The following is a 16,000-nucleotide window of genomic DNA, read 5'->3' as shown; positions in this document are numbered from 1 at the left end:
AAAGGCTGTCCGAAATGCCATGTTTCATGACTTTTCGGATCAGCCTTTTCCCATCGTTATTGTGATTCGATCGGCAATTTCATCTTTTCGATGTCATCAGGCGCAAAGATGCCGTTTTTGAACATGTCGATTTCGTATGCATATGGCGCTTTTTTCTTTTTCGCATCCAGTCCGACATATGGAGTCTCGAGTATTTTCGGCACATGCATCAATTGTTTATGGTGGACAATCGAATTGAGTGCATCAAAACCGATTTCGCCGAAGCCGATGTTTTCGTGGCGGTCTTTCCCTGCCCCGCGCACATTCTTGCTGTCGTTGATGTGCAGTACTTGCAATCGGTCGATTCCGATGATGCGGTCGAATTCCGCCAGCACACCGTCGAAATCTTCTTTGATGTCGTATCCGGCATCGTGGACGTGGCATGTATCGAAACATACCGACAAGCGCTCGTTATGCGTCACGCCGTTGATAATCGCTGCCAACTCCTCGAAATTGCGGCCAATTTCACTGCCTTTTCCAGCCATCGTCTCAAGGGCGATATTAACTGGAAAATCCTGCGTCAGCACTTCGTTCAAGCCTTCGATGATTTTCTGTGTGCCGGCTTCCACCCCCGCGCCAACATGCGCACCGGGATGCAAGACGATTTGCTCCGCCCCAAGTGCTGCCGTGCGTTCGATTTCCGACTGCAAGAACTCAACGCCGAGTTCGAACGTTGCAGGTTTGGTCGTGTTGGCAATATTGATGATATAAGGTGCGTGGACAATGATATTCGACAAGCCATTCTCCGCCATATGCGCCCGTCCCGCCTCGATATTTAGTTCTTCGATCGGTTTGCGGCGCGTATTTTGCGGTGCACCTGTATAAATCATGAAAGTCGTAGAGCCGTAGGAAGCGGCTTCCTCGCTCGCGCCGAGAAGCATCTTCTTGCCGCTCATCGAGACATGCGATCCTAATAGCATTTACAAAACCCCTTACTTTTTGCGGTTTTTGCGTCGTTCCGCTTTTTTGATTTCGTCCATTTTCCATTTCATTTTCTTCTTGTACATCGGTTTTACGCTTTTCGGTTTGTGGACCATTGATTTCGCCTTAGTATCGGCCTCATTCTCCGTGCGCACACGTTTTTTACGGCCGTGGCGCTCTTTCATATCGACAAATTCGCCTTTGACGATATCTTTTTGCTGGAACGGGATCCCCATCTTCTCGACGCGGACAATGGCATCTTCATCTTCCGGGCTGAACAAGGTGATGGCGACGCCTTTAAGGCCCGCACGCGCTGTCCGCCCGACGCGGTGGATGAAGAATTCCAGGTCTTCCGGCAATTCGTAGTTGATGACATGGCTGACGCCTTGGATATCGATTCCGCGTGCGGCAAGGTCTGTCGCTACGATGTATTGATACTCCAGATCACGTACTTGCTTCATCATCTTGACGCGCTCGCGCGGTGCCAGATCGCCATGGATCTTCCCTACGCGGATGCCGCTTTTCGATAATTCTTCAGCGATATAGTCGGCATTGGTGCGCGTGTTGACAAAAATGATCGCAAGGTAGGGATTGATGATTTTCATTATTTCCTGTAAACGCTCGACTTTTTTCTTGCTGCGCACTGGCACTAAATAAAAGTCCAGCCCTTCAGCCGTCGGGCGTTTGTCGCCAATTTTGATATGAGCCGGGTTGGCCATGTATTTCTTCAAGAACGGCTTGAGTTTCTCTGGAATCGTGGCAGAAAATACGTACATTTCCAGATCGTCGCGCATTTTCCCTGCGACTTGGTCGATCTCTTCGATAAAGCCCATATCGAATGCCAAGTCAGCCTCATCGACGACTAAGATCTTAGCGGTATGGACGAGCAACGCATTTTCGTTGACGAGGTCTTTCAAGCGTCCTGGTGTCCCGATAACGATATGCGGCTGCGTTTTCAATTTATTGATCGAACGCTGTTTATCCGTTCCGCCGATGAACGATTTCACTTCGATGCCGGAATCGCCAATCAATTTCTGGATTTCGTTGAAAATTTGCGTCCCAAGTTCTCGCGTCGGTGCAGCGATTACTGCTTGGACTTCCTGTTTCGAAACATCTATGCGTTCGACGATCGGGATGATAAAACTATGGGTCTTGCCTGTACCTGTATGGGACTGGCCAATGGCACTGTTTCCACTCATGATTTGTGGAATCATTTCCTTTTGGATAGCTGTCGGTTCTGTGAAACCGAGTTTTTCGACCGCTTCAAGCAAAAATGGCTTGAGACGGTATTCGTTGAATTTTGTCATGGGATATAGTTCCCTCCTTAAGCTCTAGCTATTATAGCATAAAATGGCTCTCCTTAGCGATGCATCTTTTGTAAAGAGACGGCGTCTCCGTTATAATGAAGTCATGATGTTGAAAGGAGTGCGGTTTGATAATGAAAGTAAAAAAGATATCGCCAAGAGGCTATTGCTACGGGGTAGTGGACGCCATGGTCATCGCGAAAAATGCAGCCATGGATGAAACCTTGCCGCGCCCGATTTATATACTGGGCATGATTGTCCACAATAAACATGTGACGGATGCATTTGAACAAGATGGCATCATCACCCTTGATGGCACCAACCGCCTAGAAATTTTGGAGAAGGTTGAAACTGGTACCGTCATCTTTACAGCACACGGCGTATCCCCACAAGTGCGCGAACTGGCCAGAAGAAAAGGGCTCGTTTCGATCGACGCCACTTGCCCGGATGTTACCGTGACGCATGACTTGATCCGTGAGAAAACGGCAGAAGGCTACCATATCATCTACATCGGCAAGAGCGGCCACCCGGAACCGGAAGGCGCAATCGGCGTCGCTCCGGACCTAGTCCATTTGGTTGAAAAGCTCGAAGACGTCAATGCCCTAGAGTTGAATGAAGACAAAATCATCATCACCAACCAAACGACGATGAGCCAATGGGATGTTGTCCATTTGATGGAACGCTTGAAAGAACGTTTCCCGCAGGCAGAAGTGCATAAAGAGATCTGTCTTGCTACACAAGTTCGCCAGGAAGCCGTCGCGGAACAAGCCGGGGATACCGATCTTTTATTGGTTATCGGCGACCCGATGAGCAATAACTCCAACCGCCTGGCGCAAGTTTCACAAGATATCGCAGGCACGCCGGCTTACCGCATCTCTGATTTGTCTGAATTGAAATTGGAATGGCTGGAAGGCATCGAAACGGTCGCCTTGACCGCTGGCGCCTCAACGCCTACACCGATTGTCAAAGAAGTGATGAAGTTCTTGGATCAATACGATCCGGAAGATCCGGAAACGCACACACTCGAGCGTTCCGTACCACTTAATAAAATCTTGCCGAAGATCAAGCATCCGAAACCATCGGACCGCATCGAACCCTATCCGGTGAATGAATAACACGTAAAAAAGAGGCCCTGAATGGGGCCTCTTTTTTCAGGCTGTCGAGAAACTCAGGAAACCGTATTTTCCGAAGCTTATCGCTCGCTTTCCATGGGGCGGGAATCGAGCCTCCTCGTCACTTCGTTCCTGCGGGGTCTCTCAAACCCGCTAGTCCCACAGGAGTCGAACGAACGCTTCTCCAAATACTCAGATAGCACATTGATTTTTGAATGTAGAAATCGTATCTCCTTTTTCATTTATGGCGGATTATAGACTTCTTTAACACTCTTTTTTATATCTTCACTTTAAGCGAAACGGCTCTGTATTTACTTCAGACGGCAGGAATTCGCATTGCCAGTTTGCGCCTTTTTCCGTCATATGGTCTACGACTCCCTGGATCATCACTTTCTCGACATGATGCCCAGGGTCGATTACCGGCAAGCCGATTGCTTGTGCATCTTGCGCGACGTGGAAATAAAGATCACCCGTTAAGTAGACATCCGCTCCCGCGCGTTTTGCCTGCTGGATGTATTTATTGCCGTCGCCGCCAAGCACCGCCACTTTTTTGATCGTTTCATCGCCAGTTCCGACGACACGGACAAACGGCACATCCAAACTTGTTTTCACATGCTCCGCAAACGTATCCAAGTTCATCTTTTCTTTCAAGCGCCCGATGCGGCCAAGCCCCATCGGCAGCTCTTTGTTTTCCAAGGTGAACACGTCATATGCCGGTTCCTCATAAGGGTGGGCTGCCATCATCGCACGGATTACGCGGTCTTTTTCGGCTTTCCTGACAACGACTTCAATTTTCGATTCCGCTGTCTCTTCCATTTTCCCTGCTTCCCCAATATACGGATCGGCTGAAGCATTTGGCCGGAAGCGCCCAGTGCCATACAAGGTATAGCTGCAATATTCGTAATCGCCGATTGCTCCGGCACCCGCTTCGCCAAACGCTTTTCTCACTTGGTCTTCATGGCTTTCAGGCACGAATACCGCAATCTTCACGAGCTCCGCTTCATAGGTTTTCACCAATACTTCCGTGTCGCTCAATCCAAGCGCATCCGCCAACAGGTCATTGACGCCGCCCCACGCAACATCGAGATTTGTGTGTGCTGCATATACCGCAATATCATTTTTGATCAATTTTTCCATCAATTGGCCATGAGGAAAATCTGTCTGGAGATTTTTCAAGGGCCGGAAAATCGGGGGATGATGCGCAATGATGAGCCCTGCACCTTTTTCGATCGCTTCATCCGCCACCGCCTCATCGACGTCGAGCGTCACGAGCACGCGTTCAACCTTTTTATTCAAGGTGCCGACATGCAGCCCAATCGGATCTCCTTCCATCGCCAGATATTTCGGCGACCATTTCTCGAATTCTTCAATGATCTGTTGGCCGTTAGGAATTTTCATCCGCGAACACCTCTTCCATCAATGCGATTTTCTCGAGCAATTGCTCTCTTCTCGTACGAATGTCTTCGGTTTGTTGTGCGTTCTCCAAGCGTTCGGCGATCGCTCTCCATTGTGTCGCCTCGCGTTGCCATTTTTCCTTAAAAATATCCGTTTGCTGTTTTAATAGTTCCGGGCCGAACAATAATTGCTTCGCATCCAGCTGCACTTCTTCAGCACCGGGTTCCAGCACGAGGATCTCGTAGATCTTGTCTTTTTCCTTCAGGATATCCTCTGCGGCAATATGCCAGCCGTTTTGGGCTGCCCATTGCCGGATCGCTTTGGCATGGACATTGGGCTGGAGGATCAAACGCTCCACGCCTTGCAGCCGGCCTTTTCCTTCTTCCAGGATGGAAGCAATAAGTGAACCGCCCATCCCGGCGATGGTCACCGCCGAGATGCCGTCTGCCGGTTCGACCGCTTCAAGGCCTGGCGCCAGACGGACAGTGATCTTGCTTTCCAGCCCTTCTTCGCGCACTTGCTTTTTCGCCGATTCATATGGGCCTTTGACGATTTCACCGGCCACTGCACGGCTGGCGGTGCCGTTATGGAGAAGGTAGCATGGCAAATAGGCATGATCCGAGCCGATGTCCGCCACTACAGCTCCTGCCTGGACATATTCCGCCACTTTCATTAATCGAACTGATAATTGCTGCGCGTTCATAAAGTTCCTCCTAATTGACAAAAAACCCTTAGCTCCGGAAGAACTAAGGGTTTTTGATGCTATTCGAGTGACAGTACCCACTCAGCCATTGCTGATACGTTTTCTTCTGGAACCGTACCCGGTGGCATTGAGCCTTTACCGTTGATCAGAATCTCTTCGATTTCTTCTTGTGAAAGTTCTGTGGCTACCAATGATGGGCCAACTCCGCCTTCATAGCTTGAACCGTGGCAAGAAACACAGCTTGACTGTGCATGGGATTCAGGGTCGAAGTCGCCGCTAGCTGCTTCTTCTCCGCCTTCGCCTTCAGCCGCTTCTTCTCCGCCTTCTTCAGCCGCTTGTTCTTCAGCGATTTCAGCTTCGTTGCCGACTCCTTCCAATGACAGGAAGAAAATCAGGCCAATACCGAAAGCCATGATTAAGATATAAGGTACAATTGCATTCTTTTGCATCCGTTACCCCTCCTTCTACTGTGTTCTGCTTGATGATAGTATAAGTATCATTCATTATTGTACTGTATTATCCAGTAAACGAAAAGCCATAACGGATAATAATTGCCGTATTGTGACAAAATCGGTAAATTCGAAGGATTCTGTTGACGGCAATAAACAGGCAGTCAAAGTTTCACGGTTTTGCAAAGCAATCAGCAGCCGACCAGACGTGAAATAACCATGCGCTGCACTTCGGATGTCCCTTCGCCGATCTCCAGGAGCTTGGCGTCGCGCATATAGCGCTCGACCTCGTATTCCTTCATATAGCCATACCCCCCGTGGATCTGGATCGCTTCGTCAGCCACTTCCATCGCCATTTCGGAGGCATACAATTTGGCCATGGACGCTTCTTTCGTGAACGGGCGCCCTTGGTCTTTCAGCCATGCCGCCTTGTAGACCATATTGCGCGCGAGTTCGATTTTCATCGCCATATCAGCGAGCTTGAATTGCGTCACTTGGAATTCCGATAAAGGCTTGCCGAACTGCTTGCGTTCTTTCGCATAAGCGAGCGCTTTGTTGAACGCGCCTTGTGCGATCCCGACTGCCATCGCCGCAATGCCGATACGCCCGCCGTCAAGCGTCACGAGGAATTGCTTGAAACCTTCGCCGCGTTTGCCGAGCAGGTTTTCCTTTGGCACACGGACGTTCTCGAGCACCAATTCAGTCGTATTCGATGCGTTCAAGCCCATCTTTTCGTAATTATCGATGATGGTGAAACCTTCTGCATCTGTCGGGACGATGATGGCGCTGATTTCCTTTTTGCCGTCGTTCATTCCGGTGATGGCCGTGATCGCCAAATGCTTCGCGTGGCTCGCGTTCGTAATATATACTTTCGATCCATTGATGACCCAATCGTCCCCGTCTTCCACTGCTCGGGTTTCCGTCCCCCCAGCATCCGAACCGGCATTCGGTTCCGTCAGCCCAAATGCGCCGAACGATTCACCCGTACAGATCGGCGTCAAGTATTTCTGTTTCTGCTCTTCCGTCCCGAATAAGCTGAGCGGAGCGCCACCTAATGAAATATGGGCAGAATACGTGATGCCTGTCGAAGCACAGACACGGCTCAACTCTTCCGTGACGATCGCAAAGCTTGTGGTGTCTGCCCCGGCGCCGCCATAAGCTTCATCAAACGGCAAGCCCATCATCCCCATGTCGGACAGCTGCTTGAATGCTTCTTTCGGAAATTCTTTCGTGCGGTCTCGGTCGACGGCACCTGGTGCCACTACTTTATCGGCGAATTCTCGCATCGTCTTCTTGATCATTTGCTGTTCTTGTGTCAAATCGAAATTCATATCTTACATCCCCTTTGCTATGAATACGCTTACAATATTCATTATATAGCTAAAATTCCGACACAAGCAAGGCATAACGGAAAGTTATTCCAATATGCCTTTGTGCGGATGGAAAACATACTTGTTCACCAAGGGCTACGCCGCTATCGCGATTTTATTGAACATAAAAAAATCCTTCCAGGCTTTTGACCCGGAAGGATTCATTCAGTTTATTCCAAGAAATCTTTCAAGCGCTTGCTGCGCGATGGATGGCGCAGTTTGCGAAGTGCTTTCGCTTCGATTTGGCGGATGCGCTCGCGCGTCACGCCGAATACTTTGCCGACTTCTTCGAGTGTCCGCGTGCGGCCGTCATCCAGGCCGAAACGCAGGCGCAATACATTTTCTTCTCTGTCAGTCAATGTGTCGAGCACATCTTCCAACTGCTCTTTCAGCAATTCATAAGCTGCATGGTCAGATGGCGACTGTGCATCGGAATCTTCGATGAAATCTCCCAAATGCGAATCGTCTTCTTCACCGATCGGTGTTTCAAGCGATACCGGTTCTTGGGCGATCTTCAGGATTTCACGCACTTTCTCAGGCAATAGATCCATCTCTTCGCCGATTTCTTCCGGTGAAGGTTCGCGTCCAAGGTCTTGCAACAGCTGGCGCTGTACGCGGATCAGTTTGTTGATCGTTTCGACCATATGGACCGGGATGCGGATGGTCCGCGCCTGGTCGGCGATGGCGCGCGTAATGGCTTGGCGGATCCACCACGTTGCGTAGGTACTGAATTTGAAGCCTTTCGAGTAGTCGAATTTCTCGACTGCTTTGATAAGCCCCATATTCCCTTCCTGGATCAAATCCAGGAACAGCATGCCGCGGCCTACATAGCGTTTCGCGATTGAGACGACGAGACGCAAGTTGGCTTCCGCAAGGCGTTTTTTCGCTTCTTCGTCGCCTTGTTCGATGAGTTTTGCAAGACGTACTTCTTCTTCGGCCTTCAATAAGTCGACGCGCCCGATCTCTTTCAAGTACATGCGGACCGGGTCGTTGATCTTGACGCCTGGCGGTACGCTCAAGTCGTTCAAGTCGAACTTCTCTTCGGTCGGTTTCATGAGACGGTCCAAATGTTCTTCATCATCGCTCTTGCGTTCAAGTTCGATGCCGTGCCCTTCCAATTGATCAATGAATTCCTCTACTTGGTCCGATTCCATTTCAAAAATAGCCAATTTATCGGCAATCTGTTCGTAGTTCAATTCTCCGGTTTTTTTCCCTTGTTCGATCAATTGCTTTTTCGCGTCTTCTACACTTGCTTCCGGGCCTTCAGCAGGCATCGGGATGCTGTTTGTTACGACTTCTGTTTGGCGTTCAGATTTCTCAGCCATACAACTTCCTCCTTTAGAAAAAACCGGAATAATCTACAATGATTTCCGTAAAGCAATCACTTCTTGTGCTAGAAGCAAAGCGCGCTTCAAATCATGCTGTTTTTCCGCTTCTTTTGATTGCTGGATTTTTAAATTGATTTGTTGCTCGATACGGTGCTTGTTCAAGTGCTTCAGGCAATCTTCGATCTCTTCTTCCGGGTGTTCGGGATCTCTCTCGGCCAAGGCCGTCTCCATCACTAACTTCCGGAGTTCCTGATCCGTTAGGGTTTCCAAGAACTTATGGAAATCCGCTTTTTCCCATTCCTCGTAAAAACCGAGCAGCTGGACATAAAGCGCTTGGTATTCTTCACTGATGAACGGAATGGTTTCCACTTCACGGGCCAGCTTCTCCATCACGGCCGGGTCTGCGAGCGCGTGTGCGAACAGCAAACGTTCTGCGCGGTGCAGCGACGTGATTTTCTTTTGCTCCCTTTTGGGGGCTGCCTGGACCGATTCAGCAGCTTTTGGCCGGCTGCGTTCGATGCTGCGTGTTTCTAAGCGCCTGTACTGCTGCAATATGGCTTCTTCTGAAAGCTTTGTTTCGGCCGACAGCTGCTTAATATACAAATCCCTTTCAACAGGTGAGGATTTACCGGCCAATAGCTGGAGCACCTCTTGGATATATTGAAGGAGATCGTTTTCATATTGAAAGTTCTTATGGCGGCGCGCATGCATCATCGCGAAAGCGATAAAGGTTTGCGGCTTTTCGATGACGTTCTCCCGAAAAGCATCGGCGCCGTTTTGGCGGACATAGTCATCGGGGTCCATGCCATTCGGCAGCACCGCAATCCCGACTTTGAAATTCGCTTCCTCAAGCGGCACCGCCGCCCGTTTAGCCGCTTCCCATCCGGCATCATCACCGTCAAAGCAAACGACCACTTCCTGCGCAAAACGCTTCATTTGGCGGATATGCTGCGATGTCAGCGATGTCCCCATCGTCGCAAGCGCGTTGTCGATGCCAGCTTTTCCAGCAGCAATGACATCCATAAATCCTTCGAACAGGACGATTTTCCGGTTTTTCCGGATGGCGCCTCGAGCCAGATGGACATTATAGAGAACTTGGCTTTTTTGGAAAATCGGTGATTCTGGGCTGTTCATGTATTTCGCTTCCTGCTTCGACTGCTCAAGCACCCTTCCCGAAAACGCAATGGCCTTGCCGTTTTCGTTCATGATCGGAAACATGATCCTGCCACGGAAACGGTCGAACCAGCCATCGGATTTCTCACGCTTGATGGCCAGCCCGCTCGCTTCCAATTGTTCATCGTCGTACCCTTTTCTGCGCAACGCGACTTCCATATAGTTCCATTCAGGAAGCGCCCAGCCGATCCGGTATTTTTCGATGATCTCCTGGGTGAATCCCCGATTCTCCAAATAGTCAAGAGCTGCTTGCCCTTCTTCTGTGTTCAGCAAAATGTGATGGTACATATCTGCAGCGAATTCATGCATCAAAATGAGCGGGTCGTCATTTCTTGCCTGAGCTGCCCCTTTGCCTTCTCCTGGCTGGACATCGATTTCGATTCCAGAGCGCTCACCGAGTTTGACCAGCGCTTCCTGGAAGCTGATGTTTTCGATATCCATCAAGAAAGTGATGGCGTTGCCGCCAGCCCCGCAGCCGAAGCAATGGAAAATCTGCTTATCGGCCGTCACTGAAAAGGACGGTGTGCTTTCCCCGTGGAAAGGACAGAGGCCAAACCAATTGCGGCCTCTTTTCGTCAATTGGACATATTCGCCCACGACGTCCACAATATCCGCTTTGGAACGGATTTCTTCGATCACTTCTTCAGGAATTCGATTGGACACCTTATCACCATCTTTATTTGCTTACTTTACTTTATTCGTTGAAATCCATTAAAATCCTTCAAATTTCGACAAAAAGATGGGAAAGCTCATCATGTTGTTACTAAGCTTTAGCCACAATTCTTCATTATAAAACGTTTTTTTGTAAAAATCCATAGAAAGGCGTAGAAAAACGGTCTTTCTATTATACAAGCATAAGAAAAACCGCCCTAATAGGCGGAATCCTCTTATTGTTTCTGGAGTTTACCGAGAATTAAATTCGCAGTTTCTTCAACGGCGCGGTTGGTGACGTCTAGCGTCTCACAGCCGATGCGGTCGACCACTTTGCGGAAATGGACGATTTCTTCATGGATGCGGTCCAATTTCGCATAATTGGCATCATCGTTCAATCCGAGCGCAATCAAACGCTCTTTGCGGATATTGTTCAGCTTCTCTGGTGAAATGACCAAGCCGAAGCATTTTTTCGGATCCACGTCGAACAGTTCATCCGGCGGGTCCACTTCAGGCACTAGCGGCACATTGGCGACTTTCAGCCGTTTATGGGCCAAATATTGCGATAATGGGGTTTTCGATGTTCTCGACACTCCTACCAAGACGATATCCGCAAGCAAGATGCCGCGCGGGTCGCGCCCATCGTCGTATTTGACCGCAAATTCGATCGCTTCGACTTTCTTGAAATAATCATCGTCGAGCTTGCGCACCAGCCCGGCTTCGCCGATCGGTGCCGAATGCAGCTCCTCTTCAAGCGCATCGAGCAATGGGCCCATCAAATCGATCGCTTTGATGCCGTGGCGCGCCGTTTCGCGTTCGACGAAATGGCGCAGCTCCTTCGAGACGAGCGTATAGACAATCACTGCCCGCTGCCCTTCCGCCAGTTTGATGATCTCCTGCAAGTGTTCGATGGAATCGATATATGGGAACCGCTTCAAGACGGCATTTTGTTCTGTATTCAAGTATTGGCTGATGGCCGCTTTCGCGACGAGCTCTCCAGTTTCGCCTACCGAATCGGAGAGTATAAAAACACGCAATAAACTCATATTCTGCACCTCACAGTTCATGGTTTTCCGAAAGGGATAAAAATGCCCGCGTAATATTGGTCTTTGTCAACCTGCCGACGACCTTATACCCTTCCGGTTGTTCTTCGACGACCGGCAATGCGTCGATTTGCTGGTTGATCAGCCGGTTTGCAGCCTGTATGAGTGAATCATTGCGCAAACAATAGGTGATGTTCGGCATGCGCGTCATGATGATATGTACAGGAATTGCATTCAAATCCTGATTGCCGAGGCTGGTGCGCAATAGATCTTTGCGCGACAGGACACCTGCGAGGCAGGATTTTTTATCCACAACAAAAAGCGTCCCGACGTCATCCAGAAACATCTGGCTGATGGCATCGTATACGCTGACATCATCCCTGACTACGACAGGGATCGACTGAAAATCCTTCACTTTCATATTGTTCATCGTATCGGTAATATCCTGGCCCGGTTTCTTGCCCGAATAAAAATAACCGACACGCGGCCTGGCATCTAAAAAGCCTGCCATCGTCAAAATAGCCAAATCCGGCCGAAGCGTGGCGCGCGTCAAATTCAGACGGTCTGCGATCTGCTCGCCTGTAATCGGGCCATTGCCTTTGACGATCTGTAAAATTTCCTCTTGCCGCTTATTGAGTTCGATTGGACTCACCGCCTCAAATTCAAATATGTTATACTCAATACCAATTATTATATACTATTACATACCATATTGCGAAGAAAAGATTGCCATGATACAATAATCGGGAATCAAATAATGGCAATGAAGGATCGATAAGTACCGCGCATGAAGCGAGCAGGGATGGTGAAAGCCTGCAAAGCGGGAAACGGCAATCCGGAGCCATAGGTAATGCGAGCGGGCTGGACTTTCAGCCAATCGAGGTGGAACCGCGGGTAACGTACTCGTCCTCGGACATTTGTCCGTGGCGTGTGCGATTTTTTTATTTTATGGAGGTAATGAAGATGTCAATGGAAAAAGTAGTATCGTTAGCCAAACACCGGGGATTCGTCTTCCCGGGCTCTGAGATTTACGGCGGGCTCGCCAATACGTGGGATTATGGCCCACTCGGCGTCGAGCTGAAGAACAATATCAAAAAAGCATGGTGGAAGAAATTCGTCCAGGAATCCGTCCACAACGTCGGATTGGATGCTGCCATCCTGATGAACCCGAAAACATGGGAAGCATCCGGCCACCTCGGTAACTTCAACGACCCGATGATCGATTGTAAAGCCTGTAAATCGCGTCACCGTGCCGATAAGCTGATCGAAAATGCATTGGATGAAAAAGGCATCGAACTGATCGTTGACGGTCTGTCATTCGAGCGCATGAAGGAATTGATCGACGAACATGAAATCACGTGCCCGACTTGCGGCAAAGCTGATTTCACCGAGATCCGCCAGTTCAACTTGATGTTCAAGACATTCCAAGGCGTCACTGAATCATCGACCAACGAAGTGTATTTGCGCCCGGAAACGGCACAAGGGATCTTCGTCAACTATAAAAATGTCCAACGCTCGATGCGCAAGAAAATGCCGTTCGGGATTGCGCAGATCGGCAAGAGTTTCCGTAACGAAATCACACCGGGGAACTTCACGTTCCGCACGCGTGAGTTCGAGCAAATGGAGCTGGAATTCTTCTGTAAACCAGGTGAAGACCTTGAATGGTATGCGTATTGGCGCGACTTCTGCAAAAACTGGCTGCTTGAGCTGAACATGGGCGAAGACAATATGCGCTTGCGCGAGCACGACGCTGATGAGTTGTCCCATTACTCGAATGCCACTGTCGACATCGAGTACAAATTCCCGTTCGGCTGGGGCGAACTATGGGGCATCGCTGACCGCACCGATTTCGATTTGAAGCGCCACATGGAATATTCCGGCGAAGACTTCAATTACATCGACCCGCAAACCAACGAACGCTACGTGCCGTATTGCATCGAGCCATCCCTCGGGGCTGACCGCGTGACACTTGCTTTCCTTGTCGATGCATTCGAGGAAGAAAGCTTGGACAATGATGATACACGTACTGTGCTGAAGTTCCACCCGGCACTTGCGCCATACAAGGCTGCTGTATTGCCTTTGTCGAAAAAACTTTCCGAAGGCGCGACGGAAGTATTCGCAGATCTTGCGAAACATTTCATGGTCGATTACGACGAATCCCAATCCATCGGGAAACGCTACCGCCGCCAGGATGAAATCGGTACGCCGTTCTGCATCACTTATGATTTCGATTCGGTCGAAGACGGTGAAGTAACCGTGCGCCACCGCGATTCCATGGAACAAGTCCGCATGCCGATCAAAGACGTACAAGCGTATATCGAACAGCATATCCAATTCTAAAAAAAAAAAAGACATCCCGAGGCTAATCGCCTTCTGGGATGTCTTTTTTCGGTTCCGGGAAAAATTCCGGCGTCCGTTCGAGCTGCTCGAGAAACGAACGCGACTTCAGCCGGATGCCCGCCTGTTCTTCGTAAATGGTCCGGACGATTTGCTTGAGCAAGGTTTTCGACTCTTTTTTCAAGGTCAATGCCCCGACCCGTTCGATCGGCACGAAATAAAACGTGCGGATCAATTTCACGAGTGCTGGGCTCAAGCGGATGATGTAGCGGTCGAGATGGAAGCAGCGGTGGCACAAAAAGCCGAGTTCCTGGAACGAGAATGCGAATTCCCCTTCCGTCGCCCCGCAATTGGCGCATTCATGCAAAGTCGGGGTAAGCCCCGCCACGCGCAGCATTTTCCATTCGACAAACAAGGTGATCGCTTCCGGGTCATAGCCGTCCGCAATGGCATGCAGCGCCTGATACAGCATATCGTAAATGGCGGGCTGCGGCTCATCTTGCTCTGTGAGGCGGTCGATCAGTTCTGTGACATAGCTCGCATAGGCAGTGGCCATGATATCTTCGCGGATATAGCGCAGCGATTCCAATTGGTCGCCTGCCTGCAAAGTACCCATGCCGCGGCCTTTATAGATCGAAAAAACGCCATGTGTGAACGGCTGAGTGATGGCCGCCAGGCGGCTTGCGGGCTTTTTAGCCCCGCGCGCCATGCATGTGATCTTCCCTGCTTCTTTTGTGAACAAAGTGACGATTTTATTATTTTCCCCATAGGGACGTGTACGGATAACAATGGCTTCGAGTTGGTTCTGCATGAGCCAGGCTCCTTAGTATTCGTCGTCTCTGAAACCGAAATCACGGAGATGCATTGCTTTATTGCGCCAATCTTTTTGGACTTTGACCCAAAGCTCCAAATATACTTTCGTGCCGAGCAAGTTTTCGATATCTTTACGCGCACGCGTGCCAATTTCTTTCAAAAGCACGCCTTTTTTGCCAATGACAATGCCTTTTTGGGAATCGCGTTCGACCATGATCGTCGCCTGGACCCGAATCATGTTTTCGTTTTCTTCGTCTTTGGCAATTTTATCGATGACAACGGCGATTGAATGCGGGATTTCCTCGCGCGTCAAATGCAAGGCTTTCTCGCGGATCAATTCTGAAATGATGAAACGCTCCGGGTGGTCGGTCACTTGGTCGGATGGATAGTATTGCGGCCCTTCCGGCAAGCGCTCTTCGATTTTCGCGAGCAGGTTCTCGACATTATTGCCCTGCAAGGCGGAGATCGGAATCGCTTCAGCGAAATCGAATTCATTGCGGTAGGATTCTACGATTTTTGGCAGGTTGTCCGGATGCACTTGGTCGATTTTATTGAGCACCAAAAATACCGGCACATCGATTCCTTTTAACATGTCGAGCACGTAACGGTCCTGTTTGCCGATGCGGTCCGCTGCACTGACGACAAATAGCAGCACGTCCACTTCACGGAATGTGTTTTTTGCGACTTTCAGCATGAAATCCCCAAGCTTATGCTTCGGCTCATTGATCCCCGGCGTATCGATGAAGACCATTTGGCTGTTTTCGTTCGTTACGACGCCTTGTACTTTATTGCGCGTCGTCTGAGGTTTATCGCTCATGATGGCGATTTTTTGCCCGACCACACGGTTCAAGAACGTCGATTTCCCGACATTCGGGCGGCCGATGATGGAGATGAATCCTGATTTATATCCGTTATTTCCTTGATGCATAGTCTAAATCCCCCGTTGTGAAGGCGCCCGGAAGCAATTCTGCGATGGTCGTCTCAGACACCGCTCCTTCTAGATTCGTTAAATAAACCGGCATATCCGGCGCACAAAATTCCACCAGCACTTGGCGGCATGCCCCGCACGGCGCGACCGGCCCCTTAGTATCGGCAGCTACTGCCAATGCCTCGAACTGCTTGACGCCTTCCGATACCGCCTTGAATACCGCGGTGCGTTCTGCGCAATTGGTCAGGGAATAGCCGGCGTTTTCGATATTGCATCCAGTATAGACTGTACCGTCCTTAGATAATAGCGCTGCCCCTACCGGGAATTTCGAATACGGCACGTAGGCATTGCCGCGCGCCGAGATTGCTTGCTCCATTAATTGTTGTTTGTCCATTTTCATCACTCACTTTTCTATGATCACAGCAGCATCGAGC

The 16,000-nt window shown here is 49.8% G+C and carries 15 protein-coding genes; 2 read left to right on the top strand and 13 right to left on the bottom strand.

The features are described from left to right. Window positions 1-56 precede the first annotated feature (56 nt). Window positions 57-959 carry a deoxyribonuclease IV gene (locus M1Q06_RS07760; protein WP_434402624.1) on the bottom strand — a complete coding sequence of 301 codons (903 nt, stop codon included), beginning with the start codon at window positions 957-959 and terminating at the stop codon, window positions 57-59. A gap of 12 nt (window positions 960-971) precedes the next feature. Further along, entirely contained in the window at window positions 972-2,267 is a 1,296-nt protein-coding gene (locus M1Q06_RS07755; protein WP_404337541.1) for a DEAD/DEAH box helicase, read from the bottom strand. Window positions 2,268-2,398: 131 nt separating this feature from the next. Between M1Q06_RS07755 and M1Q06_RS07750 the strand changes: the two genes are divergently transcribed. Further along, complete coding sequence (locus M1Q06_RS07750; RefSeq protein WP_058380918.1) at window positions 2,399-3,379, top strand: 4-hydroxy-3-methylbut-2-enyl diphosphate reductase; 981 nt, start codon at window positions 2,399-2,401, stop codon at window positions 3,377-3,379. Between the two features lie 282 nt (window positions 3,380-3,661). On the opposite strand, the gene M1Q06_RS07745 is transcribed toward M1Q06_RS07750, so the two are convergent. The 8 genes from M1Q06_RS07745 to M1Q06_RS07710 form a co-directional block, all read right to left on the bottom strand. After that, on the bottom strand, window positions 3,662-4,774 hold the full coding sequence (locus M1Q06_RS07745) for a Nif3-like dinuclear metal center hexameric protein (protein WP_434402621.1): 1,113 nt from the start codon (window positions 4,772-4,774) through the stop codon (window positions 3,662-3,664). Next, window positions 4,761-5,474 carry a tRNA (adenine(22)-N(1))-methyltransferase gene (locus M1Q06_RS07740; RefSeq protein WP_434402619.1) on the bottom strand — a complete coding sequence of 238 codons (714 nt, stop codon included), beginning with the start codon at window positions 5,472-5,474 and terminating at the stop codon, window positions 4,761-4,763. Before M1Q06_RS07740 ends, M1Q06_RS07745 begins: the two co-directional genes overlap by 14 nt. 59 nt (window positions 5,475-5,533) lie before the next feature. Then, a complete protein-coding gene (cccA, locus tag M1Q06_RS07735; protein ID WP_434402617.1) occupies window positions 5,534-5,923 on the bottom strand; it encodes a cytochrome c550 in 390 nt (129 codons plus the stop codon). A 191-nt stretch (window positions 5,924-6,114) separates the two neighbouring features. Continuing rightward, window positions 6,115-7,254 carry an acyl-CoA dehydrogenase gene (locus M1Q06_RS07730; RefSeq protein ID WP_112232341.1) on the bottom strand — a complete coding sequence of 380 codons (1,140 nt, stop codon included), beginning with the start codon at window positions 7,252-7,254 and terminating at the stop codon, window positions 6,115-6,117. A 209-nt stretch (window positions 7,255-7,463) separates the two neighbouring features. Further along, window positions 7,464-8,618: an RNA polymerase sigma factor RpoD gene (gene rpoD, locus M1Q06_RS07725; RefSeq protein ID WP_434402615.1), complete on the bottom strand. Its 1,155-nt coding sequence runs from the start codon at window positions 8,616-8,618 to the stop codon at window positions 7,464-7,466. A gap of 33 nt (window positions 8,619-8,651) precedes the next feature. After that, window positions 8,652-10,457, bottom strand: coding sequence for a DNA primase (gene dnaG / locus M1Q06_RS07720; RefSeq protein ID WP_121300013.1), 1,806 nt, complete (start codon window positions 10,455-10,457; stop codon window positions 8,652-8,654). Between the two features lie 224 nt (window positions 10,458-10,681). Next, complete coding sequence (locus M1Q06_RS07715) at window positions 10,682-11,491, bottom strand: pyruvate, water dikinase regulatory protein (protein WP_121300015.1); 810 nt, start codon at window positions 11,489-11,491, stop codon at window positions 10,682-10,684. Window positions 11,492-11,501: 10 nt separating this feature from the next. Then, window positions 11,502-12,140, bottom strand: coding sequence for a helix-turn-helix transcriptional regulator (locus M1Q06_RS07710; protein ID WP_058380926.1), 639 nt, complete (start codon window positions 12,138-12,140; stop codon window positions 11,502-11,504). Between the two features lie 311 nt (window positions 12,141-12,451). On the opposite strand from M1Q06_RS07710, the gene M1Q06_RS07705 reads away from it, so the two are divergent. After that, window positions 12,452-13,828 (top strand): glycine--tRNA ligase, encoded by a 1,377-nt coding sequence (locus tag M1Q06_RS07705; protein ID WP_175578514.1) that lies wholly within the window; start codon window positions 12,452-12,454, stop codon window positions 13,826-13,828. A 22-nt stretch (window positions 13,829-13,850) separates the two neighbouring features. On the opposite strand, the gene recO is transcribed toward M1Q06_RS07705, so the two are convergent. From recO to M1Q06_RS07690, 3 genes are read right to left on the bottom strand one after another with little or no spacing between them, the layout of a single operon-like run. After that, complete coding sequence (recO, locus tag M1Q06_RS07700) at window positions 13,851-14,636, bottom strand: DNA repair protein RecO (protein WP_121300017.1); 786 nt, start codon at window positions 14,634-14,636, stop codon at window positions 13,851-13,853. A gap of 12 nt (window positions 14,637-14,648) precedes the next feature. Then, window positions 14,649-15,566: a GTPase Era gene (gene era / locus M1Q06_RS07695; RefSeq protein WP_058380929.1), complete on the bottom strand. Its 918-nt coding sequence runs from the start codon at window positions 15,564-15,566 to the stop codon at window positions 14,649-14,651. Further along, the gene (locus M1Q06_RS07690) at window positions 15,550-15,960 is read right to left on the bottom strand and encodes a cytidine deaminase (protein ID WP_058383646.1); all 411 of its coding nucleotides are present in this window, start codon (window positions 15,958-15,960) and stop codon (window positions 15,550-15,552) included. The genes era and M1Q06_RS07690 overlap by 17 nt, the downstream gene beginning before the upstream one ends. Window positions 15,961-16,000: the final 40 nt, after the last annotated feature.

The sequence above is a fragment of the Planococcus sp. 11815 genome (assembly GCF_051096385.1).
Lineage (GTDB): Bacteria > Bacillota > Bacilli > Bacillales_A > Planococcaceae > Planococcus > Planococcus citreus.
This window is presented reverse-complemented; position numbering and strand designations above follow the sequence as displayed.

What these genes read in the sequence shown, in the direction of transcription:
- M1Q06_RS07750 (WP_058380918.1), top strand. Translation starts at nt 2,399, where the DNA reads ATGAAAGTAAAAAAGATATCGCCAAGAGGCTATTGCTACGGGGTAGTG.
- M1Q06_RS07705 (WP_175578514.1), top strand. Translation starts at nt 12,452, where the DNA reads ATGTCAATGGAAAAAGTAGTATCGTTAGCCAAACACCGGGGATTCGTC.
- M1Q06_RS07730 (WP_112232341.1), bottom strand. Translation starts at nt 7,254, where the DNA reads ATGAATTTCGATTTGACACAAGAACAGCAAATGATCAAGAAGACGATG.
- recO (WP_121300017.1), bottom strand. Translation starts at nt 14,636, where the DNA reads ATGCAGAACCAACTCGAAGCCATTGTTATCCGTACACGTCCCTATGGG.
- M1Q06_RS07715 (WP_121300015.1), bottom strand. Translation starts at nt 11,491, where the DNA reads ATGAGTTTATTGCGTGTTTTTATACTCTCCGATTCGGTAGGCGAAACT.
- cccA (WP_434402617.1), bottom strand. Translation starts at nt 5,923, where the DNA reads ATGCAAAAGAATGCAATTGTACCTTATATCTTAATCATGGCTTTCGGT.
- M1Q06_RS07740 (WP_434402619.1), bottom strand. Translation starts at nt 5,474, where the DNA reads ATGAACGCGCAGCAATTATCAGTTCGATTAATGAAAGTGGCGGAATAT.
- M1Q06_RS07690 (WP_058383646.1), bottom strand. Translation starts at nt 15,960, where the DNA reads ATGGACAAACAACAATTAATGGAGCAAGCAATCTCGGCGCGCGGCAAT.
- rpoD (WP_434402615.1), bottom strand. Translation starts at nt 8,618, where the DNA reads ATGGCTGAGAAATCTGAACGCCAAACAGAAGTCGTAACAAACAGCATC.
- M1Q06_RS07760 (WP_434402624.1), bottom strand. Translation starts at nt 959, where the DNA reads ATGCTATTAGGATCGCATGTCTCGATGAGCGGCAAGAAGATGCTTCTC.
- M1Q06_RS07745 (WP_434402621.1), bottom strand. Translation starts at nt 4,774, where the DNA reads ATGAAAATTCCTAACGGCCAACAGATCATTGAAGAATTCGAGAAATGG.
- era (WP_058380929.1), bottom strand. Translation starts at nt 15,566, where the DNA reads ATGCATCAAGGAAATAACGGATATAAATCAGGATTCATCTCCATCATC.
- M1Q06_RS07755 (WP_404337541.1), bottom strand. Translation starts at nt 2,267, where the DNA reads ATGACAAAATTCAACGAATACCGTCTCAAGCCATTTTTGCTTGAAGCG.